Origin of the sequence: Vreelandella zhuhanensis (assembly GCF_009793355.1) — a bacterium.
Classification (GTDB): Bacteria; Pseudomonadota; Gammaproteobacteria; order Pseudomonadales; family Halomonadaceae; genus Vreelandella; species Vreelandella zhuhanensis.
The window spans coordinates 245535-270140 of record NZ_WTKP01000003.1 but is presented as its reverse complement, the minus strand read 5'-3'; the positions used below and the strand labels follow the sequence as shown (position 1 = coordinate 270140).

Below are 24606 nucleotides of genomic sequence, written 5' to 3'. Positions count from 1 at the left end.
AGATGGCGTATAGCAAGGCTTGTCGCAATCGCTGGCGCGGACTCAAGACGCCAAGATGGTATTCTCACCGTGGGTAAAACTCAATCAGACCTGCGGCTAGTGCCGGCGTTACCCCTGTATCTACCGGCACGATATCGGTACCTTCACGCCTGCAAAAGTCTTTCTTTGTGATAGCGTGTGCCCTTGCAGCACAAATTGTAGCTCAATTATAAGTAGCTCGAATAATGCAGCTCAGAGCTTGAAAGTGTAGCTCAGAGTTTCGAATCACACGGACGAATTTCATGCTGCGACGACGCCTCCCTTTTTCGTACCTTCTGGCCACGCTGATTACTCTCGGATTGCTGGCGTGGTTGGCACTGGGTGATTTTCAACACTTTCAAAGCGAGGCTCCAACGGCAACCTCAGCCACTATCGAGCCGCCTGGCGTGGAAGTCAGCGAGCGCGTCAGTACTGATTACCTGCCTACGCTAAGTGTTCAAGGTCAACTCGAGGCCCAGCGCAACGTCACGCTGCGAGTCAACCAGACCGGTCAGGTCATGGAGCTGCCCGTAGCCCAGGGAGATGAGGTCACCGCCGGCGACACCTTGTTGATACTGGATAGCCAGGCGTTGCCCGAACGCCTGGCCCTGGCGCGCGACGAGCTTGCCTTGGCACAAGCCGAGCTTTCCGGCGCCGAAAGTCTGCGTCAACGGCAATTGATTTCCCAGCCTGACCTGCTGCGTTTGCGTAGCGCCGTCACCCGCAGTCTGGCGGATGTAGCGGAGCTGGAGCGTCAATTAGCCGACACCCGCCCCACTGCTCCCTTCGATGGGAAGCTTGATCAAATTACCGTGGAGCTTGGCGACCTGCTCCGAGTCGGGGAAAGCTGGGGGCGGTTAATCGATGACCGTACTCTGCTGGCCAGCGGCTGGGTGGCTCAACAGCGCGCCCGCGAGATCAGCCCGGGGCTCACAGTCGATGTGCGCCTGCTTGACGGCAGGCAGCTTTCCGGTGAATTGACCTATATGGCTAGCCGGGCCGACGAGGCCACACGCAGCTTTCAGGTGGAGGCCGAAATCGACAACCCTCAGGGCTTGCGTTTGGCCGGTGCCAGCGCCGAACTCACCATCACCCTACCCGCCCGGCAAGTGCACGTCATTTCGCCTGCCTTGCTGGTGCTGAACGACGAAGGCCAGCTGGCGGTCAAGCACCTGGATGACCAGAATCGAGTGCAACAGACTCAGGTGGAGCTGGTCAGCGCCGATGCCGAGGCCGCGCGAGTAACCGGCCTGCCCTCCCCACTGAGACTGATCACGCTGGGCGGCGGGCTGGTGGATGTGGGTGAGCGTGTGGAATTCGTGGTTGCCGAAACAGATCAGGAAGCGAAGCATGCGCCGACTGATTGACGCCGCGATTTCCCATGCCCGCACCACGCTGCTGTTACTTTTCGGGCTCTTGATGGCAGGCATCGTGGCCTGGCAAGTGATTCCCAAGGAAGCCAACCCCGATGTCACCATACCGTTGGTCTACGTGGCACTCTCGCTTGAAGGCGTTAGCCCCGAAGATGGCGAGCGGCTACTGGTTCGGCCCATGGAACAGGAGCTGAGCGGCATCGAGGGCTTGCGTAAACTAAGCGCCCAATCCAGCGAAGGCCACGCCTCCATCACCTTGGAGTTCGATCCGGGATTCGACCCTGATGCCGCCCTTTCGGAGGTGCGCGAGCAAGTCGATATCGCCCGCACCACCCTGCCTTCAGAGGCTGACGAGCCTCGCGTCATGGAAGTCAATGTCTCGGAGTTTCCCGTCCTGAGCCTTGGACTTTCGGGTCAGCTGGACACCCGCGAACGAATTACCCTGGCCCGGCGACTCAAGGAAGAGTTCGAAGGCATCGCCAACGTCCTAGAAGTGGATATCGGCGGCGACCGCGACGAACTTCTGGAAATCGTCATCGATCCCCTGGTGCTGGAAAGCTATGACGTGAATTTCGATGCCCTGTTCAATCAGGTAGCGCGCAACAACCGCCTGGTGGCCGCGGGCAGCCTGGATACCGGTGCGGGTCGCCTGGCACTGAAGGTTCCCGGGATTATCGAAACGCTGGAAGACGTCATCAACATGCCGGTCAAAGTGGAAGGGGATCGTGTGGTCACTTTCGGCGATGTCGCCCGGATTCACCCCACTTTCAAGGACCCACAAGGCTTCGCGCGCATTGATGGCCAGCCGGCGGTGGTATTGGAAATCTCCAAACGGGCCGGTGCCAACATCATCGCCACTATTGGCGCTGTGCGTGAGCGGCTCGCCGAAGCCCAGGACTTGCTTCCGGAGTCGCTGCGCATCACCACCATTCTGGACGAGTCCAACACGGTGCGAGACATGCTCTCGGAGCTTTTGAACAATGTGCTTACCGCCGTGGTGCTGGTATTGATTGTGGTGGTGGCGGTCATGGGGTGGCGTACCGCCTTGCTGGTGGGCCTGACCATTCCCGGTGCCTTCTTGACCGGCATCCTGCTGATAAGCACTTTAGGCTTCACCCTCAATATTGTGGTGTTGTTTGCACTGATTCTGGTGGCCGGTATGCTGGTTGATGGCGCCATCGTGGTGAGTGAACTGGCCGACCGTCATCTGCGTGAACATCAATCCCCGCGGGATGCCTGGCTGAATGCGGCGGCGCGCATGAGCTGGCCGGTGATCGCTTCCACCGCCACCACCCTGGCGGTGTTTATTCCGCTGTTGTTCTGGCCCGGCGTGGTCGGCCAGTTCATGAAGTACCTTCCGGCTACGGTAATACTCTGTCTGCTGGCGTCACTGGCCATGGCGCTGATATTTCTACCCACGCTAGGCAGTATTTTCACCCGCAAGGCGGCTCTCGCCCCCAAGGGTTCTTCCGACCAGCAACCCTCGACCGTCCTGGGCAGGTTCTACCGCACCACGCTCAGCCGACTGCTTGTTCATCCTGGCTGGGTACTGACGTTTACCTTGCTGCTGATCGCCTTGATCTACACCGGTTATGCCCGTTTCAACCACGGCGTGGATTTTTTCCCGGCGGTAGAACCGGACAGTGCGCAAGTCCTGGTGCGCGCTCGAGGTGATTATTCCGCCGAGGAAACCGATGCCATCGTGCAGCGCGTCGAAAAGCGTCTGACCGGCATGAGCGAAGTCCAGGCGCTGTATGCCCGCTCCTTTGCAGTGCCCAACGAGCAGCTAGGCAACGATGTTATCGGTGTGCTGCAGTTCCAGTTGATCGACTGGCATCAAAGACGCCCCGCTCAAGCGATTCTGGATGACATGGCCGAGCGCAGCCGCGATATCCCCGGGATCATTCTGGAATTTCGCGAACAGGAGATGGGGCCCGGAGGCGGCAAACCCATCGTGCTGGAAGTCAGTGCCGTTCAACCGGAACGTATCGCCGATGCAGTAGAGCTTCTGCGCCAAGAGATGGCTGAGCTGGGCGGTTTCGAGGATATCCAGGATAACCGCAGCTTGCCGGGCGTGGAGTGGCGACTAAACGTCGATCGTGAGGCGGCGGCGCGTTTCGGAACCGACATCACCACCATTGGCAGTGCCGTGCAATTATTGACCACCGGCTTGCGCGTCTCCTCTTATCGCCCCCAGGGGGTCAATGACGAGGTGGACATTCGCGTTCGCTTGCCTGAGCAATGGCGCTCTTTGAACCAACTCGAACGCTTGACCCTCAATACCCCACGCGGCCAAGTGCCCATCACCAATTTCGTCGAGGTCACGCCGGGTCCCAAGGTAGGGACGCTGCACCGTATCGATGGTCGTCGGACAATTACCCTGGAGGCCGGCCTGGCCCCCGGCTACCAGGCCGACGAGCGATTGCGTGCCCTGGCCGAGGCCGCTTTTGCCTCATTGCCCGAGGGCGTCATGGTCAATGTCGCCGGCGAACAGGAAGATCAGCAGGAATCGGCACAGTTTCTGGGAACCGCCTTCATGGTAGCGATCGGCTTGATGGCGTTGATTTTGGTGACTCAGTTCAACAGTTTCTATCAGGCGGGGTTGGTGCTCTCGGCGATCGTATTTTCCACCGCCGGCGTCTTGATGGGGCTGCTGGTGACCGGGCAAGCCTTCGGTATCGTGATGGTCGGCATGGGGGTGATTGCCTTGGCGGGCATTGTGGTCAACAACAATATCGTACTGATCGACACCTACAATGAACTGCGCGGCACGGGACTTGAGCCGGGCGCGGCAGCACTTGAAGCGGGTTGCCTACGCCTGCGCCCGGTACTGTTGACCGCCATCACCACTGTGCTGGGTCTGATGCCCATGGTGCTGGGGGTGAACGTGAACCTCTTTGCGCCATCCCTGGGTTTCAATGCCCCTTCGGCTCAGTGGTGGTCGCAGATGTCGAGCGCCATTGCCGGCGGCTTGACCTTTGCCACCGCCCTTACCTTGCTGCTGACCCCCTGCATGCTGGTGCTTGGTGGCAAGGGCAAGCGGCACTGTCGCTAGAGGGAGCCCGCTCAGGGTGCCGCTGAAGCAACATCCGCGCCGGGGCTATGCACGGCATGCATCCGGGCGATCAGCTGATCTTCGAGAACGAAGCGGTCACTCAACCCCTTGGACAGACGTTCGATCCAGGCCGGTAGGCGATAAAGGTTATGCTCGCAGCTCAGTGCAGTGGCGTAATCGGTATCGAACTCCAACACCAATTCGGTGGACATTTCCAAGCGTTCAAGCAGCTTGTCGGCGATCAGCAGCGCTTGAGCATCATCGAAGGCGCGAGCCTCCTCCGCCAGTTGCGGGTAGACCTCGAAGTGCCCCGCACTGATGTAATCCATCAGCACTTCACTGAAATGGTCAATCCGCGCCTTGCTGACCGTTTCAAGCTCCGTATCACAGGCATCATTGAGCTCAACGAAACTCACCAGTAGCTCGTGGCGCTGATCCAGCCAGCGATCGATCAGTGAGTGCACACCACCCCAGCGTTCCCGGGCATTTTTACAATCTTCGAGCATGGAATTTTCTCCTTAGCATGAAAATCTCTCCTTGGTGATACCAGCTCTCTCTTGATGAGGCTAGATTCGCCTGTTCCTGTTCCCGCTGTCAATCCCGCTGGGGAATGAACTTAGCGCCCTTGGCCCATGCCAGCCAAAGGAGCCTCAGCGGGACCAGCGCCAGAATGGCAAAACCGATCAACGTCCAGGCGGGCAGAGAAAGACCCAGCAGCATGAAATCAATCTCGGCGCACTCTCCCGAGCCGGAAAGCACCATCCCCACCACGTCCTGGAGCGGTAGAATATCCAGCATATAGTCCAGCCCCGGGCCGCAGCTAGGGACTTTATCTGCAGGTAGCGTCTGCAACCATACATGCCGACCGGCGATGAATGCGCCACCCCCCACAGTGACAAGCCCAAGCACGCCGTATACCGCCGTTCCCAAGCGTCCGTGAGGATTATGCACGGCTGCCACCGCGAGTACCGCTGCCGTGGCCAATACCGCCACACGCTGAAAGATGCACAGCGGGCAGGGTGCCAGTCCGACGATATGTTCAAGACCCAGGGCAACAACCATCATCAGGGCGCAGAATGCCAGGCCCGTCAGCGCCACCGGGCGTACGGTCGTGACATTCAAGAGGCGGCTCCGGAGGCAAGCGAGCTCGATATACGCGATTCGCGAGCCCGGCTGAAGTAATCGTCAAGAAACGCATCGAAACTCTGCGTATCGGCTTGCTCGATATCTTGCTGCTGTTGATGGGAGGTTTCCACCAACTGCTCCAGCAACGCCTCCCGGGCACGTTGAGACGCAGGTTGCGCCATGAATTCCGCCTGCTGTTGCTTGGCCAGCGCCAGCATGGCATCGCTCAGCGATTCCTGATTGACCTGCAGGCGAGTCAACAAGCGACCGGAAGGAGTGAGCTCCGGGCTTTCCAGCAGTGGCGCCAGGGCTTGCAACGCCTCGGCATGCGGCGAGCCATCTTCCATGGCATCTAGCAACCGGCTTACCTCAGCCATTTCCGCAAAGATTTGCCCACCCCACTGGGCGATGGAACAGGCATCGCCATCGTTGAGCAGACGCAACGCCGGGTCACGACCGCGCTCTACCACCAGGCGCCGGTTGTCGTCCAGACGGTCGCATTCCTCATCGCTGATCCAGGGGCTGTCGCTGAGCAGGCACCACATCAGGAAGGTATCCATGAAGCGCATCTGCGTTTCGGTAATCCCCAAGGCATCGAAGGGGTTGAGATCCAGGCAGCGCACTTCGATGTACTCCACGCCACGCGCTTCGAGTGCCTGGCTTGGGGTTTCGTTGTGACGTGTCACGCGCTTGGGGCGAATATCGCTGTAGTACTCGTTTTCGATCTGCAGGATATTGGCGTTAAGCTGTTGCCAATGCGTCTCGCCCGATTCGTCGGTAACCTTGACGCCCAGCTTTTCATAATCCGGCCAGGGGCTGGAAATCGCATGGCGCAAGGTATTGACGTAATTCGACAGGGAATTGAAGCAGATCTTGAGCTGCGCCTGCACCTTGTTCTGATAGCCCAGGTCGGACATGCGCAAGGTCGTCGCATAAGGCGCGAAGTACGTCTGCCCATCGAGCATCTTAAGTTTTTCCGGCACCTTGCCGCCGGGCAGGGCGTGCTTGTCGAGAAAGCTCTTGTCGATGGCCGGTGAGGCACCGAACAGATAGAGCAGCAGCCAGCTGTGGCGCCGGAAATGCCGGATCAAACCGAAATAGCGTGTCGAGCGATAATCGTTGAACGGCGTTGCGGCGGCGCCATCCAGTTCACGCAGCGCTTGCCACATGTCGTCGGCCAGTGAGACGTTGTAATGCACCCCGGCAATCGCCTGCATGATGCGCCCGTAACGCACATCCAGCCCCTTGCGATACACCTTTTTCATCTTGCCCACATTGGATGTACCGTAATCGGCAATCGGGATGCTTTCATTGCCCGACAGGCGCGCGGGCATGCTGCCCGGCCAGATCAACTCATCCCCCAGGTAGCGATAACTGTAGCGATGCAGGTCGGCCATGAAGGACAAGGCCTCGCGCGGCTGGGAATATACCGGGGTGATGTATTCCAGCAGGGCCTCGGAATAATCCGTGGTGATATGCGGATGCGTCAGCTTGGAACCTAACGCCCAAGGGTGCGGGGTCTGGGCGATATGCCCGTCAGGATCAACACGCAAGCCCTCTTTTTCCAGACCACGACGCAGACGACTGATACGCCCTTGGCGAGCCGCCGGGATCAGACGATCCACCTGCCGGGTAAGGGCAGTCGGCACCGAGCTTGTGATTGACTCCGTGGATGAGCTTGGCACAGCAAGAGGTTCAAGCAAGGTGAACGCTCCTTGTCAAAAGGCCCGCCGGGCGGGCCTGGGTGAAATCGATCGGCGGGGCCATCAAGCAGAAGGATATGGCGCCGCCATGGCAAGATTCAAGCCACACAGGCTTAGTTATCACAGGCTTAGTTATCCCGGCGCGCCTTGAGCAGCGCCGCGCCCAACGCCCCCACGGGAGCGTTGTCCTCCTGTGTCGCTTTCCCCCGGTTCTTGGCCGGGCGACGCCGGGCATTGGCGCTAGTGTCCGGCTGGCGGGAAGGTGCGGCGGCCTCTTCTTCCACGCTGTCATCCAGGCGCATGGAAAGACCGATGCGCTTGCGCGGAATATCCACGTTCATCACCTTGACCTGAACGATATCACCGGCCTTGACCACGCTGCGCGGGTCTTCGACAAAACGGTCGGCAAGCGCGGAAATATGCACCAGCCCATCCTGGTGAACACCGATGTCCACAAAGGCACCGAAGTGGGTCACGTTGGTTACCGTGCCCTCCAGGACCATGCCGGCTTCCAGGTCCTTTAGGGTTTCCACCCCCTCACGAAATTCAGCGGCACGGAATTCAGGTCGAGGATCACGCCCGGGCTTGTCCAGTTCTTTGAGAATGTCGCTGACGGTGGGAATACCGAAGCGTTCATCGGCAAAATCGGCGGGATCGAGCGCCTTGATCGCCGCACTGTCACCGATCAAACCACCCAGATCACGCCCGCTGTACGCGGCCATGCGCTTCACCAGCGAATAGGCTTCCGGGTGGACGGCACTGGCATCCAAAGGGTTTTCCGCGGCGTTGATACGCAGAAAACCGGCGCACTGCTCGAAAGTTTTCGGCCCCAGACGGCTGACCTTCAGCAAGGCCTTGCGTGTCTTGAACGCGCCCTGCTGATTGCGCTGCATGACGATGTTTTCGGCCAGGATGGTACTCAGCCCCGCCACTCTTGAAAGCAAGGCACTGGAAGCGGTATTGAGATCCACCCCCACGGCATTCACACAGTCCTCGATTACCGCTTCCAGGCTTTTCGAAAGCTGCAGCTGTGAGACATCATGCTGGTATTGCCCCACCCCGATCGACTTGGGCTCGATCTTGACCAGCTCCGCCAAGGGGTCTTGCAAGCGCCGGGCGATCGACACCGCGCCGCGTAGCGTGACATCCAGGTCGGGAAATTCACGGGCGGCGTATTCCGAGGCCGAATACACCGAGGCGCCCGCTTCGCTGACCATGACCTTGCTCAGGCGCTGCTCAGACGCCAGCAGCTGTACCAGTTCGGCGGCCAGCTTGTCGGTTTCACGGCTGGCGGTACCATTGCCGATGGCCACCAGTTCCACAGCATGGGTTTTCGCCAAGCGGGCGAGCTCGGCCAGGGATTCCCGCCATTGCTTTTGCGGCGCATGAGGGTAGATGGTGGTGTGCGCCACGAACTGGCCAGTGGCATCTACCACCGCCACCTTGCAGCCGGTACGTTGGCCGGGGTCGATCGCCAGGGTGACCTTGGGTCCGGCGGGCGCGGCCAACAGCAAGTCTTTCAGATTGGCAGCAAATACCTCGATTGCGGTCAGCTCGGCCTGTTCACGCAGACGGCCCAGCAATTCTGTTTCCAGGGCGGTATAGAGCTTCACCCGCCAGGTCCAGCGCACCACCTCGGCCAACCAGCGGTCGGCAGCGCGCCCTTGATCGCGAAGGCCGAACTGCCGGGCAATCATCACCTGGGCAGGATGCAACGGCGCCTCCTCTTCCCCCGGCAAACGAATCGCCAGGCTCAGCACGCCTTCGTTGCGCCCCCGGAACATGGCCAGCGCCCGGTGGGAAGGCACCTTGGCAAGGACTTCATCATGTTCGAAATAATCGGAGAACTTGGCGCCTTCCTGCTGTCTGCCTTCCAGCACACGGGCGCTCAGCCGCCCTTCGGCCCATAACCGTTCGCGCAGCATGCCGATCAATTCCGGGTCTTCGGCAAAGCGCTCCATCAGAATCTGCTTGGCACCGTCGAGTGCCGCCTTGGCATCCTCGATGGCGGCAATATCGCCTTCAGCGGGGCGCAGGTAGTTGGCGGCCTCGGTTTCCGGGATCAGCGTCGGGTCGCCAAGCAAAGCATTGGCCAGCGGTTCCAGGCCGGCCTCACGAGCTATCTGTGCCTTGGTGCGACGCTTTTTCTTGTAGGGAAGATAAAGATCTTCCAGCCGTTGCTTGGTATCCGCGGCTTGCAGCTTGGCCGCCAAGTCATCACTCAGCTTGCCCTGTTCATCGATGGCGGTGATGACCGCGGCACGCCGCTCTTCCAGCTCACGCAGGTAACGCAGGCGCTCGTCCAGTTGGCGCAACTGGGTGTCATCCAGGGCACCGGTAACTTCCTTGCGGTAACGGGCAATGAAAGGCACGGTGGCGCCGCCATCAAGCAACTCGACAGTGGCGGTTACCTGCTGAGGGCGAACGGCAAGCTCGTCGGCAAGGCGCGAGATAATACGCTGATTGACATTCATATATCGCAAATAACTCATGCGGCATCAAAGATGCGACAAGGTATCACAATCGCCGCAATGTCGCTTCATGCCGGTACGAAGCGCAATGCCACCCCATTGTTGCACCACCGCAAGCCGCTAGGCTCAGGTCCATCCTCGAAGACATGCCCCTGGTGACCTTCACAACGCGCGCAGTGATATTCGGTACGCGGCCAGATCATGCTGAAGTCCAGTTCCGACAACAGGTGCCCTTCGACATGCTCGAAAAAGCTTGGCCAGCCGGTACCCGACTCGAACTTCATGGCGCTTTCGAACAACACCAGATCGCAACCGGCGCAATGATAGCGACCTTCTCTCCATTCGTCGTTCAATGGGCTGGAAAAGGCCGCCTCCGTGGCATGGTCACGCAGGACGTCATACTGCGCCGCGGTCAGTCTTTCCTGCCACTCGGCATCACTGAGTTCGAGTGGCGTTATGTCGGCAGCACGTGAAAGCTTCAACCGTGGAAAACCAAACGCAACACCCGGCAAACTCCCCACCACACCGGCAGCCGCTGCCAACCCTAAAAAATGCCGACGCTTCATCAGAGTTCTCCTGCCTGATATGTATCAAGGCTGTAAAAGATTCTTCGCCCTTCTCCCCAGATGCCAGAAACACAACGGGAGAAGCGATATACGCTTCCCCCGTTCAGACTATCGTTTGAGCTGTCAGTTCTCATCTAGGCAAATATTACCCAAGCCTAACGTTCGTTCAGGTCAGCTGGGGACCGGCTTTGACGATGGCTTCACTGACGCCTTCGAATTTCTTGAAGTTATCCACGAACTTGGCCGCCAGCTCCTGGAGGTTGCGGTCATAGGCAGCACGGTCTTCCCAGGTGTCGCGCGGGTCGAGCAGACTGGAATCCACCCCCGGCACGGCAACCGGCACCGCCAGATTGAGGCCGTCCACATGGCGTGTTTCTACATCACGCAGCATACCGGACTGAATCGCACTGACAATGGCACGCGTGGTGGGAATCGAGAAGCGAGCACCCCCTTCACCGTAGGCACCCCCGGTCCAACCGGTATTGACCAGATAGACCTGGGCATCCTTGGCATCCACCCGCTTGATGAGAAGATCGGCGTATTCACGGGCAGGACGCGGGAAGAACGGCGCGCCGAAGCAGGTCGAAAAGGTAGCTTCAAGCCCGTCGGCAGCCCCCATCTCGGTGGACCCTACCTTGGCGGTGTAACCGGAAAGGAAATGGTACGCTGCAGCTTCCTTGCTCAACACGGACACCGGCGGCAACACCCCGGACATGTCGCAGGTCAAGAAGACAATGGCGTTGGGTTCACCGGCACGGTTTTCCAGGACACGCTTTTCGATGTGCTCAAGCGGGTAAGCGGCACGCGAGTTCTGGGTCAGGCCGTCATCGGCGTAATTGGGTTCGCGACGGTCATTCAACACCACGTTTTCCAGCACGGTACCGAACTTGATGGCCTTCCAGATTACCGGCTCATTTTTCTCGGAAAGGTCGATACATTTGGCGTAGCAACCCCCTTCGAAATTGAATACCGTGCCTTCACCCCAGCCATGCTCGTCGTCACCGATCAGATAGCGTGCCGGGTCGGCGGAGAGCGTGGTCTTGCCGGTACCGGAAAGGCCGAAGAACAGGCAGGTTTCGCCGTCTTCACCGACGTTAGCCGAGCAATGCATGGGCAGTACATCGGATGCCGGCAACAGGAAGTTCTGTACCGAGAACATCGCCTTCTTCATTTCCCCGGCGTAGCGCATGCCGGCGATCAACACTTTCTGCTGGGTGAAGTTGATAATCACGCAACCGCTGGAGTTAGTCCCGTCGCGGTTGGGCTCACATTCGAAAAACGGCGCATTGAGAATCTGCCAGTTATTCTTGGCACTGGGGTTGTATACCTCGGGGCGCACGAACATGGTGCGGCCGAAGAGGTTGTGCCACGCGGTTTCGGTCGTCACACGTACCGGCAGATAATACGTCGGATCACTGCCGACATGCAGTTCGGAAACGAAGTGATCGGCACTGGCCAGATAATCGTCAACCCGCCCCCAGAGAGCATCGAACTTATCTGCATCGAACGGGCGGTTGACGCTGCCCCAATCGATGTGATCGCGAGTCGAGGGCTCGTCGACGATGAAGCGGTCCTTGGGTGAACGGCCGGTACGGTCACCCGTGTTGACTACCAGGGCGCCATCGGCTGACAGGCGGCCTTCACCACGGGCTATGGCGCGCTCGATAAGTTCGGCGCTGCTGAGATTAACATGGACTTGGGGAGCGGCTTGAGTCGTGGTCATGTCGATTCCTTGGCCTTTGGGCCGATTCTCTCATTTACCAGGCGTCACCGACGCCATAAAAAATCATCCCAACCCCCATGCGACAACCGCTTACTGGGCCAGGTTCGATGAAAACGCAGGCATTATGCCAAAAACAACGCCCCCAGGGAACGGGGGCGTTGGCAGAAGATCTTGTAGTTAAACTACGACAGAACCACCATATGCTGTGCTGCTGCCGCGTTGAAATTAAAACGCTCATTTGCTTGGGGAGCTGACAGGCCTGAACGGTGTGACGTTTTGCTTTCGCGGCATCGGCAGCCACTTCCAGAATCGCGACTACATAATCAGTGAATCACGGGTGATGGCGCGTCAGGATTATCCAACATTGTTTCAATTTCGGCCGCCGTGTAGTGATAGCGCGAGTGACAGAAGTGGCACTGGGTGTCGATGGCACCCTGTTCTTCCAATATATCGCGCAACTCACCTGCTCCCAGCGTCAATAGCCCAGCCCCCATACGCTCACGCGAACAGGTGCATCCAAAACGCAGCGCCTTGGGCTCGAACACTCGCACGGTTTCCTCGTGATACAGCCGATACAGCACCTCGCGCTGCTCAAGACCCAACAATTCCTCGGCCGTGACGGTATCGCCCAACACAACGCTACGCTCCCAGGCATCCACATCCTGATTCTGCGCCTGCTGCGGCAGGCGTTGCAGCAAAAGTCCCCCGGCCCGCTTGCCATCCGCCGCTAGCCACAGGCGAGTGGGCAGCTGTTCGGATTGGGAGAAATACGCTTCCAGGCAGCCCGCCAAGCTGGGATGATCCAGCGCTACGATGCCTTGATAGCGATTGCCCTCGCGTGGATCCAGAGTGATCACGATCTGTCCATTGCCCACCAACTCGCGGAATTCGGCATGCTCTGCCGGCAAGCTGGCGTCTTCAGAAACCCGAGCAATCGCGCGCAACTCACCGCCGGGGTTGGACTCGGCCATCAACAAGGAAAGCACTCCCTGGCCGCGCACTTCGATGCTCAGGGTACCGTCGAGTTTGACGGTATCGGTCAAAAGCGCCACGGCTGCCAGCAATTCACCCAACAGCGCATTGACCGCCGCTGGGTATTGATGGCGATCGAGCACTTCCTGATAGGCGCTCTCCAGGGTGACGATTTCACCGCGCACGTTGGTCTGGTCAAACAGGAATCGTTGTATCTGGTCGGTCATATCACTCTCAATTCAGAACTCACAATTCGGTTCATTCATCGCCCTGATGGCGTTGAAACCGTTGGATGTCGCGGCGCTGTTTCTTGTCCGGGCGTTTCAGAGGATGCTGCATGACTTCGTTGGTCAGCCGGCGCGCTTCGGCTTCACGTTCACGGCGCTCACGGCTCTCGGGGGTTTCTTCATAAAGCTTGCGGGCTTCCGGTGCCCCCCGGCGCTGGTCGGACACCGCAAGCACTTCCACTTCGAGAATATCCCAACCTTGGGGCACGCGAATCAATGCCCCCTGCTCAACGATCTTGCTGGTTTTCGAGCGCCCGCCGTTGTAGTGAATCTTGCCGCCTTCTATGGCCTTCTTTGCCAATTGGCGAGTCTTGAAAAAACGCGCCGCCCATAGCCATTTATCCAGGCGTACAGTGTCGCTCATCCGCTCTCTCCTTAGGGGTAGGGTAATTCCGAGGGTAGCAAACGCGCGAAACGATCCAGCGCAATGAATTCTTCCAATTCCTTCTCAGGCTTGCGGCTATCAGGCTGCTTGATACCCATCAAATAACGAATCCCGAACTCACGAGCACTTTCCAGTACGGCGGCATTATCATCGATGAACAAGGTGCGTTCGGGATCGAACGGTTCGACGTCCTGCAAGGCAAACCAGAATTCCTGAGCTTCCTTGGGCACGCCGAGGTCGGCCGATGAGACAATCGCATCCAGATATTGTTCGATGCCTGTCAATGGCAGCTTGAGCGCCAGACTTTCACGATCGGCATTGGTTGCCAGCACCACGCGAGGGTGAGCTTGTTTAAGCCATTGGAGAAAGTCCAGAGCATCGCCGCGCAGACCAATCAAGTGTTGGATTTCGCGTTTGAGGGCGACGATATCCACCCCGAGTTCCCGACTCCAGTACGCCAGACTGTACCAGTTGAGCGTACCCTGCTCGCGGATGATTCGCGCACGCAACGTCTCTTGGGTAGCTTCATCCAGACGGTGCAGTTCGGCATAACGTCGGGGCAGATGGTCGAGCCAGAAATGGCTATCGAAATGCAGATCCAGCAAGGTGCCGTCCATGTCCAGCAGGACGGTATCAATAGCGCGCCAATCGATCATTGCGGCTCCGGTCGTGGCGTTAATAAGCATGCTATTGTAGCGCAACCACCTACCGCCAGCCATGGAGGCCAGCATGTCCGAGTCCGCCCCCACCTATTTGCAGAAACCCCACATTCTCAAGCGTACCAGCGTGGCCCGCAGCCGCCTGTTTCATGTCGAGTCGCTCGAGTTACGTTTTTCCAATGGCGAGGAACGGCAGTTCGAACGCCTGACCGGCTCCGGGCATGGCGCGGTGATGATCGTGGCCATGCCCGACCCCGAGCATGTGTTGTTGATTCGCGAGTACGCCGCAGGCTTCGAAGACTATGTGCTGACCCTGCCCAAGGGCCTGGTCGACCCCGGGGAAGACGTGGTGACCGCCGCCAACCGCGAACTGATGGAAGAGTGCGGCTTCGGTGCCCGCTGCATCGAGCCGCTGGTGGAGTTTTCGCTGGCCCCCAACTACATGAGCCATCGCATGCAGGTCATGCTGGCCACCGACCTGTACCCCAAGCGCCTGCCCGGCGATGAGCCTGAACCCTTGATTGTGGAAACCCACGCGCTCGATGAGCTTCCCGCCCTGCTGCTGCGAGAAGATTTTCATGAAGCCCGCGCCATCGCCGCCCTGTATATCGCCCGCGACAAATTGCGCGCCGATAACGCAGAAACACCCAAGCTGCTTTGATATCCACACCCTCGCACGATGAATCGCCCTCCCACCAGTCAAAACCCTGTCAGCCCGGCTTTGTGGTGGGAGGTCGGTTTACCGGGCGAGTTCTTGGTTTTGGGTATGGCTTTTACAGCCTACGACCAGCTCAATCCAGCTTGGAAAGATCACGTACCGCACCCTTGTCGGCGGATGTGGCAAGCAGCGCATAGGCCTTGAGCGCGGGAGTCACCTTGCGCAGGCGCTGAATGCTGGGCTTCCAGGCGTCCTTGCCGCGTGCGTTCATGGCCTCACGCCGGGCGCCCAATTCAGCGTCGCTCAGTTTGACATTGATAGTGCGATTGGGAATGTCGATGCGAATCAAATCGCCCTGCTCCACCAAACCGATAGCACCGCCCGCACCCGCCTCCGGCGACACATGACCGATGGAAAGCCCCGAGGTGCCCCCCGAAAAGCGCCCATCGGTAAGCAAGGCACAGGCCTTACCCAACCCCTTGGATTTCAGGTACGACGTCGGGTAGAGCATTTCCTGCATGCCCGGGCCGCCTTTGGGGCCTTCATAGCGAATCACCACCACATCGCCGGCTTTCACCTTATCGTTCAAAACGTGTTCCACCGCCTGGTCCTGGGATTCGACGACATGCGCCGGACCTTCAAAGACCAGTATCGACTCATCGACACCGGCGGTTTTCACCACGCAGCCGTCAAGGGCAATATTGCCGTAAAGTACCGCCAGCCCGCCTTCGCGCGAGAAAGAATGCTCCAGATCGCGAATACAGCCGGTGGCACGGTCACCGTCCAGGCTCGGCCAGCGCGCGCTCTGGGAAAACGCCACTTGAGTGGGCACGCCACCAGGGCCGGCGCGATAGAACTCCACCACTTCCGGGCTTGGATTGCGCATGATGTCCCATTCATCCAGGGCGACTTTCAGGCTGTCTCCGTAAACGGTAGGCACCGAGGTATCCAGCACGCCGGCGCGGTCAAGCTCGCCCAGAATCGCCATGATTCCCCCGGCACGATGCACGTCCTCGATATGGTATTTCTGCGTATTGGGAGCGACCTTGCACAGCTGCGGCACTTCGCGGGAAAGCCGATCGATATCGGTCATGGTGAAATCGATTTCAGCCTCCTGCGCCGCGGCCAGCAGATGCAGAATGGTATTAGTCGAGCCGCCCATGGCGATATCCAGGGTCATGGCATTCTTGAAGGCTGCTAGAGAGCCGATGGCACGGGGCAATAGATGCGCTTCTTCGCCTTCGTAATAGCGCCGAGCCAATTCCACAATGCGGTGGCCGGCATTCTCGAACAGACGGCGACGATCCGAATGCGTGGCCACCACGGTACCGTTACCCGGCAGCGCCAGACCCAACGCCTCCATCAAGCAATTCATCGAGTTGGCGGTAAACATGCCCGAGCAGCTGCCACAGGTAGGGCAGGCGCTGCGTTCAATTTCCGCCAGGGTTTCATCATCCACGCTGTCATCGGCGGCCATCACCATGGCATCCACCAGATCCAAGCCGTGATCGAGCAACTTGGTCTTGCCCGCTTCCATCGGCCCGCCGGAAACGAAAATCACCGGAATGTTCAGGCGCATGGCGGCCATCAGCATTCCCGGGGTGATCTTGTCGCAGTTGGAAATACACACCAGCGCATCGGCACAGTGGGCGTTGCACATGTATTCCACGGAGTCGGCGATCAGGTCACGGCTGGGCAGGGAATACAGCATGCCGTCGTGGCCCATGGCAATGCCGTCGTCCACGGCGATGGTATTGAATTCCTTGGCCACTCCGCCGGCTTTCTCGATCTCTCGCGCCACCAGTTGGCCCATGTCCTTCAAATGAACGTGGCCGGGCACGAACTGAGTGAAGGAATTGGCCACGGCGATGATCGGCTTCTGGAAATCGTCGTCCTTCATGCCGGTGGCACGCCATAAGGCGCGGGCGCCGGCCATATTGCGACCGGCGGTGGTAGTACGAGAGCGATACTCAGGCATGGTGTCCTCTAGCGATTATCGACCCGCTGCCCGGCACAGGAGCAAGGCCGACAGCGGGTGGTTGGAGTCAGCCGAGGATTTTGGCATGCCCCGCGGCGCCAAGCTAGAGCGCCGCCTTATTAGCCAAACACCACCTTGGCCACGTCAGGGTAGCGATCGGCAAAGTGCACCGTCATTCCTTCCTTGAGATAGTCCGGTAATTCGTGATAATCGCGGCGATTGGCATCCGGCAGAATCACCTCGAAGATGTCGCTGCGCCGGGCGGCGATGATTTTCTCGCGAATACCGCCTACCGGCAGCACCTGACCGGTCAATGTCAGCTCACCGGTCATCGCAAGCGGTCGGTTTACCGCCTGGTGCTTGGCCAGGGAGAGTAGCGCCGTGGTCATGGTGACCCCTGCCGAAGGGCCGTCCTTGGGGGTCGCCCCTTCGGGTATGTGCATGTGCACAAAGGCGGTATCGAAGAATGCCGGTTCCGCGTCGTATTCGTTCAAGTGGCCCAAGGCATAGCTGTAGGCGATGTTGGCCGATTCCTGCATGACATCACCCAGCTGCCCGGTAAGCTTGAAGCCACGGTCCAGGGTATGTACCTTGCCCGCCTCGATGGCCAGCGTCGCCCCGCCCATGGCGGTCCATGCCAGACCGGTTATCACCCCTTCCCCTTTGAGTACCTTTTCCTTGCGGAACAAGGGGGCACCCAGGAAGTCCTCAAGGTTCTTGACCGAAATCTTGATCGTGCCTTGCTCGCTTTCCAGCAGTTTGACTGCCGCCTTGCGCACGATGCGGTGCAGCTGTTTTTCCAGTTGGCGCACCCCGGCTTCTCGCGCATATCCCTCGATAATTTCCCTGAGTGCGGCATCGGTCAGGTTGATGCGCTTTTTGGGAATATTGTCGCGCTTGAGCAGTTTCGGCCAAAGGAAATGCTTGGCGATGAGCTGCTTTTCCTCGGCGATATAACCGGAAAGACGAATCTGTTCCATACGGTCCATCAGCGGACCGGGAATGCTGTCCGTGGTATTGGCGGTACAGATGAACAACACCTTGGAAAGGTCCAGTCGAACATCCAGATAGTGGTCGAGAAAATCCACGTTCTGCTCGGGATCGAGCACTTCGAGAAGTGCCGAGGCAGGATCGCCTTGAAAGGACTGGCCCAGTTTATCGATCTCATCGAGCATGATGACCGGGTTTTCCACCTTCACTTCCTTGAAGGTCTGCACCAGCTTGCCGGGCATGGCGCCGATATAGGTACGCCGGTGGCCCTTGATTTCAGCCTCGTCACGCATCCCGCCAAGCGAAAAGCGATAGAACTGACGCCCCAGCGCCTCGGCGATCGAGCGGCCTACGGAGGTCTTGCCCACCCCCGGCGGGCCTACCAGCAGTATGATCGAGCCACCCACAGCGCCCTTGAAGGTGCCCTCGGCAAGAAACTCGATAATGCGTTCCTTGACGTCCGCCAGGCCGTCATGGTCACGGTCGAGTACGGCACGCGCCTGGTTCAGGTCCAGTTTGTCATCGGTGGTTATCCCCCACGGCATGGAGGTCAGCCAATCGAGATAATTGCGCGTGGTACCGTATTCGGGCGACCCGGTTTCAAGGACCTGGAGTTTCTGGAGTTCGTCGTCGATACGCCCCTGGACCTTCTCCGGCACCACCAGTCCTTCCAGGCGGGCACGAAAGGTATCAACGTCGTTTTCACGGTCGTCCTTGGAAATGCCCAGCTCACGCTGAATGACCTTGAGCTGTTCGCGCAGGAAGAATTCCCGCTGGCGATCCTGCATCTGGGCATTGACCTGCTCGCTGATCTCGCCCTGTAACTGAGCCACCTCGATTTCCTTGCGCAACAAGGGCAGCACCTTGTGCATGCGTTCGGCGACCGGCAAGGTAGCCAGGACATCCTGTAGCTCATGCCCCTTGGCCGAGGTAATGGCGGCGGCAAAATCAGTCAGAGGCCCAGGCTGATGCGGGCTGAAACGGTTGAGATATTGCTTGAGTTCTTCACCGTATAGCGGATTCAGCGGCAACAGTTCCTTGATGCCGTTGATCATCGCCATGGCATAGGCACGCGTCTCTTCCTCTTCGGTATCCACCGGCTCACGCGGATAGCTCACCTCCACCAGATAGGGAGGTTCCTTGGATAACCAGCGCGTGATGCGAAAACGCTTCAGACCTTGAGCAATGAACTGAATCTGCTCTTCGTCGCCCTTGAGCTTGTGCACCTTGACCGCCGTGCCGAACTCGGGAAAGGCCTCGTGATCCAGTGACTCCACGCCCTGTTCACCGACAAAAGCCACCCCGATGGTGTGATGCGGCGTATTACCCACCCGGCGCATGGTCTCTTCCCAGCGCTCGCGGTTTATCACCAACGGCTGTACCTGAGCCGGGAAGAAAGGTCGGTTGTGGATGGGAAGCAGGTAAATACGCTCAGGCAATATCTCGTCGGCGGGCACCATCGATGTGGAATGCTCACCGTCGGAGCGATACGCCTCCCCTTGGGCACCACTGCTGGAATCATCCGAGTCGGTGAACGCTTCCAGACCTTCCTGGGTGCCGTCCTGCCACTCCTGGTCCTGGTCCTTATCCTTGTCAAATTCCTGATCGCTCATGCTCCCTCCATTGAACCCTGCCTATCGGCGTGAAATACCGTCTGGCCTTTGGTCATGGAATGCGGGCACCGGGCGCTAACTTCAAGGCCCGATATCAGGCATCGGTCGACCATTTACCCGTAAGCTTCCTCGCACCACATCGAATTCCAACGTCTGAGTACCCAACGGCAGCCCCAACCACAAGGCCGCCACGGCCGGGGCGTCATACCAGGTAAAGTCGCCATCGATGCGCTCAAGCCAGCGTGCTCGCTCATCAGGCTGACCGAGATTTTCCAGGCTCAAGGCCTGGATGTCCCTGGCATCAAAAAACAGCGCGCCGTCGGCATCCACCTTGATGCCCAGTAACGGGCTGTGCAAGGCGATGGTATCGACATCAAGGCGTGGGGAGTCACTCAGCACCTGAAGAATATGCGGTTCCAGACGGGCCAGGAGGCCCTCGCCCATGGGCACATCAGGGTCGCCCCAGGCGGCCTGCTGACGTAGTTCGCCAATCACTCGACGAATGGCGTCGGCATCCAGTCGCGAAAGCTCCATCGACACCCGCCCATTGAGCAAAGGGACATTGGGGGCTTCGTCCGGCAATATCACGTCACCCAGTTCCAACTCACCACCCAGACGTAGTTCGCGCTCGTCCAGGTGCATGTGGCTATACACATCAATCGGCTGGATGCGCATATGCAGATCCGGGTGCTGCAATACCAGAGACTCGATGTGCAGGTGATCGCGCTGGTTAAAATGGTAGGCGTCTTCAATATAAGTGTAGCGGCTGGCGAGTTCCACCGGGCCCAGCATCAAACTGGCGGAAGCGTCGGTCAGGGTCAATTGATCCAGCATGGCGCGTAAATGCCAGTCTCCCAGCACCCCCTCCAACCGCAAACGAGCGCCACGCACATCCAGTTCCCGGCCGCTTTGCTGGATCACGAAAGGGGCCAGCGCCAGGCGCAGCTCACTGTACCCGCTCAAGGTATGATAACGGCCTTGCCAGCGAGGCACCGAGGGCGCGGAAACCTCCCCGACCGCTTGCTGAAGCGCACTGTCGAGTCGTGGCAACACCGTCCCTTGAACATCGGTGCTGAAAATACCATGCCGAGCGTTATAGGTGATTTCAAGACGCCAAGGGCGTCCCAACAGAGGCGACAAGATCAAACGGCCACGCGAACTCAACCACCCTTGATGGCTTTCCGTGCGGTTCACGCGCCACTCGCCCCGCGCTTCCAGATCTTCAAGCGACTGACGCAGGCTGCGTTCGAAAAGCAGGCTGGAAAGTAGTTGTGCCACCACCCAGCCCACTGCCACTACCACTAGCACGGGTACGATCAATCGTTCCTTGCGCATCCTACCTCCCGGATGACGCCGAATGGCAAGAGACCATTCGGGAGCGCTCAGCCGGCCGCTATCAATGCAGCCAGAACCACAAGTGCATGGTGCTCCAGGCATAAACGCCCGCCATCACATCATCGATCATGATGCCGAAGCCTCCAGCCACTCGACGGTCAGCCCAGCGAATCGGCCAGGGTTTGAAGACGTCGAAAATACGAAACACCACGAACCCCCACAAGGCGGCCTCCCAGGAAAACGGCACCGCCGCCATGGTGATCCAGTAGCCTACGAATTCATCCCAGACAATCCCGGAGTGATCGTGAACCCCGAGATCGCGTGACGTTTTCTCACATAGCCAGACACCCACCACAAAAGCGGCAAATGACAGCATTAAATACCAGCCTAGTGGTAAATCGGTCATCAGCCAATAGAATGGAATCGCAGCCAAGGTACCAAAGGTGCCCGGCGCCCAAGGGGCGGCGCCACTCCCCAGGCCGAAGGCAAAGAAATGCGTCGGGCGGCGCCATACGCTTGCAGGTGCACGGTTCATGGCGTCTCCCCGGAAAAATGCTGCCAGCCATCACGTGCATACCGGCCAACGCCTGATATACCCGGCGCTTCACGGCAGTGACCGATCACCGTCAGCGTCTGCCCTACCGCTGCCAGACGGCGTTGCGCCTCATCCAGCTGCGTCCTGTGCAGCGTCACCAACAGCTCATAATCGTCACCCCCACCTAATGCCGCCTGAATCGCTGCATCTCGACCCAGGGCGTCCTCCAGACCCGCTGCCAAAGGCAGGCTTTCCGGCGCCAGCACGGCACCCACACAGGACGCCCGGCGTAGGTGACCGAGATCCGCCAGCAGCCCATCGGAAATATCGATTCCCGCCGTGGCCAGGCCGCGAAGGGCTTGCCCGGCAGCCAAGCGGGGTTGCGGTAAAAGATAACGTTCGAGCAAAGGGTGGCTCAGATCGCGCTCGCCGCGCTGCCATAATGCCAAGCCGCCGGCGCCACCGCCCACACTGCCGGTAACCGCAATCAGGTCATCCGCCCTGGCTCCCCGGCGCGTGATTGCCTGGCCGTCGAGCACCTCTCCCATCACGGTAACGCCGATGGTCAGCTGCCCGCTAGTGACGTCTCCACCCGCCAGCACGCTGTTGCTCTCGCGGCACAGTGATAGAAAGCCTTCGGCGTAGTCAGCAAGCCAGGCATCGCTTTCACCGCTTAACGGGGCTGAATGTTGATCGAGTGTCAAAGCCATGAAACACCAGCGCGACCTGGCGCCCATGGCCGCCAGGTCACTCAGCGCCACGGCCAGGGCGCGGTGGCCGATTGCCCGCGCCGGGGCCTCTGCAGGGAAGTGAACATTCACCACTGAGGTATCCACGCTGACCACTAACTGATGCCCGGAAGCCGGCGCCAGCAAGGCAGCATCGTCGCCCACTCCCAGACAAACGCCGGCTGCGGCATCCGCCGTTGACGTAGTAAAATAACGACGTATCAGATCGAACTCGGCAACCACAGAAGTCCCTCGCAGATGGCGACTCAGCGCCGACGGGCGCTGACCTCGGCACTGCGCAGGCGACTGGCCAGCTTGTCAAGAATACCGTTGACGTACTTGTGCCCGTCGGTGGCGCCGAATGACTTGGCCAGCTCCACCCCTTCGTTGATCACCACGCGATACGGCACTTCCATTCGACGCGAGAGCTCGTAGGCACCCAGACGCAGGATGGCCAGCTCCACACCATCCAGGTCCACCAGGCGACGGTCAAGCAGTGGCGCAATGGCCGCGTCCAATTCACCCTTGAAGCGTGCCGTGTTGTGCAGCAGCTCATGGAACAGAGCCATATCGGCAATTTGCATCACCTTGGCCCAGTTCTCATGATCTTCCATGTCATCGTCGGGCAATTGGCTGCGAAATTCGGCTTCGACGGTGGTCATCGACTTGCCGGTCATCGCCCACTGATAAAGCCCTTGTACGGCCAGCTCACGCGCGGCATGGCGCGCCTGCTTTGCCGCGGAAGACTTGTTCGCACGAGGCTCGTTCATCGTTCGACTCCAGGGCCCAAGGCGCGCAGCAGTGAGACCATTTCCATGGCCGCCATGGCTGCCTCGGTGCCCTTGTTGCCGGCCTTGGTGCCAGCACGCTCGATAGCTTGCTCGATGGATTCAACCGTCAGCACACCGTTGGCCACCGGGGTTTCGAACTCCAGCTGCAGGTTGTTCATCGCCGTATTACAGCCACCCGCGACATATTCAAAGTGCGGCGTACCCCCGCGGATCACCGCGCCCAAGGCAATCACTGCGTCCGGCTTGACCACCTTCAGTACGCGCTTGACCGCCAACGGCAGCTCCCAGGCACCGGGCACATGGACCAGGTCGATATTTTCAGAATCAACACCGTGACGCACCAGGCTATCCACGGCGCCTTCCACCAGGCTATCCACCACGTGATGATTGAATCGACCTACCACGATCACGTAGCGGCCATTCACATCAACAAAACTACCTTCGATTTGGGAAAGGGGTTGCATCAATTGATTCCTGCTCAAGAGGGTTGCTCGGGTGCCGGATCGTTCGGCCCCAGACGATCCACCACTTCCAGGTCAAAGCCCGAAAGTGCCGAGAATTTCCACGGAGAACTCAACAGCCGCATCTTGCCCACCCCCAGGTGGCGCAATATCTGCGAACCGGTGCCGATAGTCAGGTAATTGCCGGCGCCATCGGAGTCGCTGGTGCGAGGCACGCGCACGCGCTCCAGAAAGACATCCAGCTGATCCTTGAGATCGCGGCGCGGGCGACCGTCGTCGATCAACACGAAGACACCATTTTCCGCCGCAGCGATCTCGTCCAGAGCGCGATGGCCATCCCAACGGTGCCCATCGTCCTTGAGCAGCCCCAGCAGATCTCGCAGGGTATCCGCCAGATGAACGCGCACGGTTGTGGGCTGCTCCGGCTGTGGCTGGCCTTTCACCAGGGCCAGATGATGCGCGCCTTGAATGCGGTCACGGAAGACGTGCAACATCAGGTCGCCATGAATGGTCGAGACGGGAGTCGCTTCCAGATGATCGATGGTCTGCTCATTGACGATGCGGTAATGAATCAAGTCGGCAATGGTGCCCATCTTGATGCCGTATTCGGCGGCGAAGACCTCGAGTTCCGGGCGGCGCGCCATGCTGCCGTCATCGTTCATGATTTCGCAGATAACGCCACTCGGGTCACAGCCGGCCAACGCCGCCAGGTCACAGGCAGCTTCGGTATGCCCGGCACGCCTTAGCACGCCACCGGGTTCGGCCATCAGCGGAAAGATATGCCCCGGCTGAACGATATCCTCGGCTCGCGCGCCAGGCGCAACCGCCGCCTGCACGGTACGCGCTCTATCGGCTGCGGAAATCCCCGTGGTCACCCCTTCGGTGGCCTCGATGGACAGCGTGAATTTGGTCCCGAAACCCGACTCGTTGTCGCGTACCATCAATGGCAGTTTGAGCTGTTCACAACGCTTGCGGGTCATCGGCAAGCAGATAAGGCCACGGGCGAAACGAGCCATGAAGTTGATATGCTCGGCCTTGACCTTTTCGGCAGCCATGATGATATCGCCTTCGTTCTCCCGATCCTCATCGTCCATGAGGATAACCATCTTGCCCTGCCGAATATCCTCGACCAGGTCAGCGATGGGGGCCAGGCCCCCAGAGGAGGATTGCACCATGGAAT

20 protein-coding genes are annotated in these 24606 nt (G+C 59.3%); 3 read left to right on the top strand and 17 right to left on the bottom strand.

All coding sequences use genetic code 11. From position 1 onward, the window contains the following. The first annotated feature begins 281 nt into the window (after window positions 1-281). Together GPM19_RS05560 and GPM19_RS05555 are read left to right on the top strand one after the other, a co-directional pair. The gene (locus GPM19_RS05560) at window positions 282-1385 is read left to right on the top strand and encodes an efflux RND transporter periplasmic adaptor subunit (protein WP_160417886.1); all 1104 of its coding nucleotides are present in this window, start codon (window positions 282-284) and stop codon (window positions 1383-1385) included. Next, window positions 1369-4446: an efflux RND transporter permease subunit gene (locus GPM19_RS05555; RefSeq protein ID WP_160417885.1), complete on the top strand. Its 3078-nt coding sequence runs from the start codon at window positions 1369-1371 to the stop codon at window positions 4444-4446. Before GPM19_RS05560 ends, GPM19_RS05555 begins: the two co-directional genes overlap by 17 nt. 11 nt (window positions 4447-4457) lie before the next feature. Here the strand turns inward: GPM19_RS05555 and rsd are convergent, their stop codons facing one another. From rsd to yrfG, 9 genes are all read right to left on the bottom strand, one after another. Beyond that, window positions 4458-4952, bottom strand: a complete 495-nt coding sequence (rsd, locus tag GPM19_RS05550) for a sigma D regulator (RefSeq protein WP_160417884.1) — start codon at window positions 4950-4952, stop codon at window positions 4458-4460. An 88-nt stretch (window positions 4953-5040) separates the two neighbouring features. Further along, on the bottom strand, window positions 5041-5568 hold the full coding sequence (locus GPM19_RS05545; RefSeq protein ID WP_160417883.1) for a disulfide bond formation protein B: 528 nt from the start codon (window positions 5566-5568) through the stop codon (window positions 5041-5043). Then, window positions 5565-7220, bottom strand: a complete 1656-nt coding sequence (gshA, locus tag GPM19_RS05540) for a glutamate--cysteine ligase (protein ID WP_160418005.1) — start codon at window positions 7218-7220, stop codon at window positions 5565-5567. Before gshA ends, GPM19_RS05545 begins: the two co-directional genes overlap by 4 nt. Before the next feature lie 182 nt (window positions 7221-7402). Continuing rightward, on the bottom strand, window positions 7403-9748 hold the full coding sequence (locus GPM19_RS05535) for a Tex family protein (protein WP_160417882.1): 2346 nt from the start codon (window positions 9746-9748) through the stop codon (window positions 7403-7405). 65 nt (window positions 9749-9813) lie between these two features. After that, window positions 9814-10311 (bottom strand): peptide-methionine (R)-S-oxide reductase MsrB, encoded by a 498-nt coding sequence (msrB, locus tag GPM19_RS05530; RefSeq protein WP_160417881.1) that lies wholly within the window; start codon window positions 10309-10311, stop codon window positions 9814-9816. A 166-nt stretch (window positions 10312-10477) separates the two neighbouring features. After that, window positions 10478-12034: a phosphoenolpyruvate carboxykinase gene (locus GPM19_RS05525; protein ID WP_160417880.1), complete on the bottom strand. Its 1557-nt coding sequence runs from the start codon at window positions 12032-12034 to the stop codon at window positions 10478-10480. Window positions 12035-12357: 323 nt separating this feature from the next. Beyond that, entirely contained in the window at window positions 12358-13233 is an 876-nt protein-coding gene (hslO, locus tag GPM19_RS05520; protein ID WP_160417879.1) for an Hsp33 family molecular chaperone HslO, read from the bottom strand. A gap of 31 nt (window positions 13234-13264) precedes the next feature. Next, window positions 13265-13657, bottom strand: a complete 393-nt coding sequence (gene hslR / locus GPM19_RS05515) for a ribosome-associated heat shock protein Hsp15 (protein WP_160417878.1) — start codon at window positions 13655-13657, stop codon at window positions 13265-13267. A gap of 11 nt (window positions 13658-13668) precedes the next feature. Beyond that, a complete protein-coding gene (yrfG, locus tag GPM19_RS05510; RefSeq protein WP_160417877.1) occupies window positions 13669-14334 on the bottom strand; it encodes a GMP/IMP nucleotidase in 666 nt (221 codons plus the stop codon). Window positions 14335-14407: 73 nt separating this feature from the next. Here yrfG and nudE point away from each other — a divergent pair, with 73 nt between their 5' ends. Beyond that, the gene (nudE, locus tag GPM19_RS05505; RefSeq protein ID WP_202114705.1) at window positions 14408-14998 is read left to right on the top strand and encodes an ADP compounds hydrolase NudE; all 591 of its coding nucleotides are present in this window, start codon (window positions 14408-14410) and stop codon (window positions 14996-14998) included. Between the two features lie 130 nt (window positions 14999-15128). Here nudE and ilvD read toward each other — a convergent pair whose 3' ends face one another. The 8 genes from ilvD to ribBA form a co-directional block, all read right to left on the bottom strand. Further along, complete coding sequence (gene ilvD / locus GPM19_RS05500) at window positions 15129-16973, bottom strand: dihydroxy-acid dehydratase (protein WP_160417875.1); 1845 nt, start codon at window positions 16971-16973, stop codon at window positions 15129-15131. Between the two features lie 119 nt (window positions 16974-17092). After that, the gene (gene lon, locus GPM19_RS05495; protein WP_160417874.1) at window positions 17093-19576 is read right to left on the bottom strand and encodes an endopeptidase La; all 2484 of its coding nucleotides are present in this window, start codon (window positions 19574-19576) and stop codon (window positions 17093-17095) included. 81 nt (window positions 19577-19657) lie between these two features. Then, window positions 19658-20911, bottom strand: coding sequence for a DUF945 family protein (locus GPM19_RS05490; RefSeq protein WP_160417873.1), 1254 nt, complete (start codon window positions 20909-20911; stop codon window positions 19658-19660). A 61-nt stretch (window positions 20912-20972) separates the two neighbouring features. Beyond that, on the bottom strand, window positions 20973-21446 hold the full coding sequence (locus GPM19_RS05485) for a phosphatidylglycerophosphatase A family protein (protein ID WP_160417872.1): 474 nt from the start codon (window positions 21444-21446) through the stop codon (window positions 20973-20975). Further along, window positions 21443-22417 (bottom strand): thiamine-phosphate kinase, encoded by a 975-nt coding sequence (thiL, locus tag GPM19_RS05480; RefSeq protein ID WP_160417871.1) that lies wholly within the window; start codon window positions 22415-22417, stop codon window positions 21443-21445. The genes GPM19_RS05485 and thiL overlap by 4 nt, the downstream gene beginning before the upstream one ends. Window positions 22418-22440: 23 nt before the next feature. After that, window positions 22441-22944: a transcription antitermination factor NusB gene (gene nusB, locus GPM19_RS05475; protein ID WP_160417870.1), complete on the bottom strand. Its 504-nt coding sequence runs from the start codon at window positions 22942-22944 to the stop codon at window positions 22441-22443. Then, a complete protein-coding gene (ribH, locus tag GPM19_RS05470) occupies window positions 22941-23429 on the bottom strand; it encodes a 6,7-dimethyl-8-ribityllumazine synthase (RefSeq protein ID WP_160417869.1) in 489 nt (162 codons plus the stop codon). The genes nusB and ribH overlap by 4 nt, the downstream gene beginning before the upstream one ends. Window positions 23430-23443: 14 nt before the next feature. After that, complete coding sequence (ribBA, locus tag GPM19_RS05465; protein WP_160417868.1) at window positions 23444-24601, bottom strand: bifunctional 3,4-dihydroxy-2-butanone-4-phosphate synthase/GTP cyclohydrolase II; 1158 nt, start codon at window positions 24599-24601, stop codon at window positions 23444-23446. Window positions 24602-24606 lie beyond the last annotated feature (5 nt).

Coding starts and splice junctions, on each gene's coding strand:
- GPM19_RS05560 (WP_160417886.1), top strand. CDS start 282: ATGCTGCGACGACGCCTCCCTTTTTCGTACCTTCTGGCCACGCTGATT.
- GPM19_RS05555 (WP_160417885.1), top strand. CDS start 1,369: ATGCGCCGACTGATTGACGCCGCGATTTCCCATGCCCGCACCACGCTG.
- rsd (WP_160417884.1), bottom strand. CDS start 4,952: ATGCTCGAAGATTGTAAAAATGCCCGGGAACGCTGGGGTGGTGTGCAC.
- GPM19_RS05535 (WP_160417882.1), bottom strand. CDS start 9,748: ATGAATGTCAATCAGCGTATTATCTCGCGCCTTGCCGACGAGCTTGCC.
- msrB (WP_160417881.1), bottom strand. CDS start 10,311: ATGAAGCGTCGGCATTTTTTAGGGTTGGCAGCGGCTGCCGGTGTGGTG.
- GPM19_RS05525 (WP_160417880.1), bottom strand. CDS start 12,034: ATGACCACGACTCAAGCCGCTCCCCAAGTCCATGTTAATCTCAGCAGC.
- hslO (WP_160417879.1), bottom strand. CDS start 13,233: ATGACCGACCAGATACAACGATTCCTGTTTGACCAGACCAACGTGCGC.
- hslR (WP_160417878.1), bottom strand. CDS start 13,657: ATGAGCGACACTGTACGCCTGGATAAATGGCTATGGGCGGCGCGTTTT.
- yrfG (WP_160417877.1), bottom strand. CDS start 14,334: ATGATCGATTGGCGCGCTATTGATACCGTCCTGCTGGACATGGACGGC.
- nudE (WP_202114705.1), top strand. CDS start 14,408: ATGTCCGAGTCCGCCCCCACCTATTTGCAGAAACCCCACATTCTCAAG.
- ilvD (WP_160417875.1), bottom strand. CDS start 16,973: ATGCCTGAGTATCGCTCTCGTACTACCACCGCCGGTCGCAATATGGCC.
- lon (WP_160417874.1), bottom strand. CDS start 19,576: ATGAGCGATCAGGAATTTGACAAGGATAAGGACCAGGACCAGGAGTGG.
- GPM19_RS05490 (WP_160417873.1), bottom strand. CDS start 20,911: ATGCGCAAGGAACGATTGATCGTACCCGTGCTAGTGGTAGTGGCAGTG.
- GPM19_RS05485 (WP_160417872.1), bottom strand. CDS start 21,446: ATGAACCGTGCACCTGCAAGCGTATGGCGCCGCCCGACGCATTTCTTT.
- nusB (WP_160417870.1), bottom strand. CDS start 22,944: ATGAACGAGCCTCGTGCGAACAAGTCTTCCGCGGCAAAGCAGGCGCGC.
- ribH (WP_160417869.1), bottom strand. CDS start 23,429: ATGCAACCCCTTTCCCAAATCGAAGGTAGTTTTGTTGATGTGAATGGC.
- ribBA (WP_160417868.1), bottom strand. CDS start 24,601: ATGGTGCAATCCTCCTCTGGGGGCCTGGCCCCCATCGCTGACCTGGTC.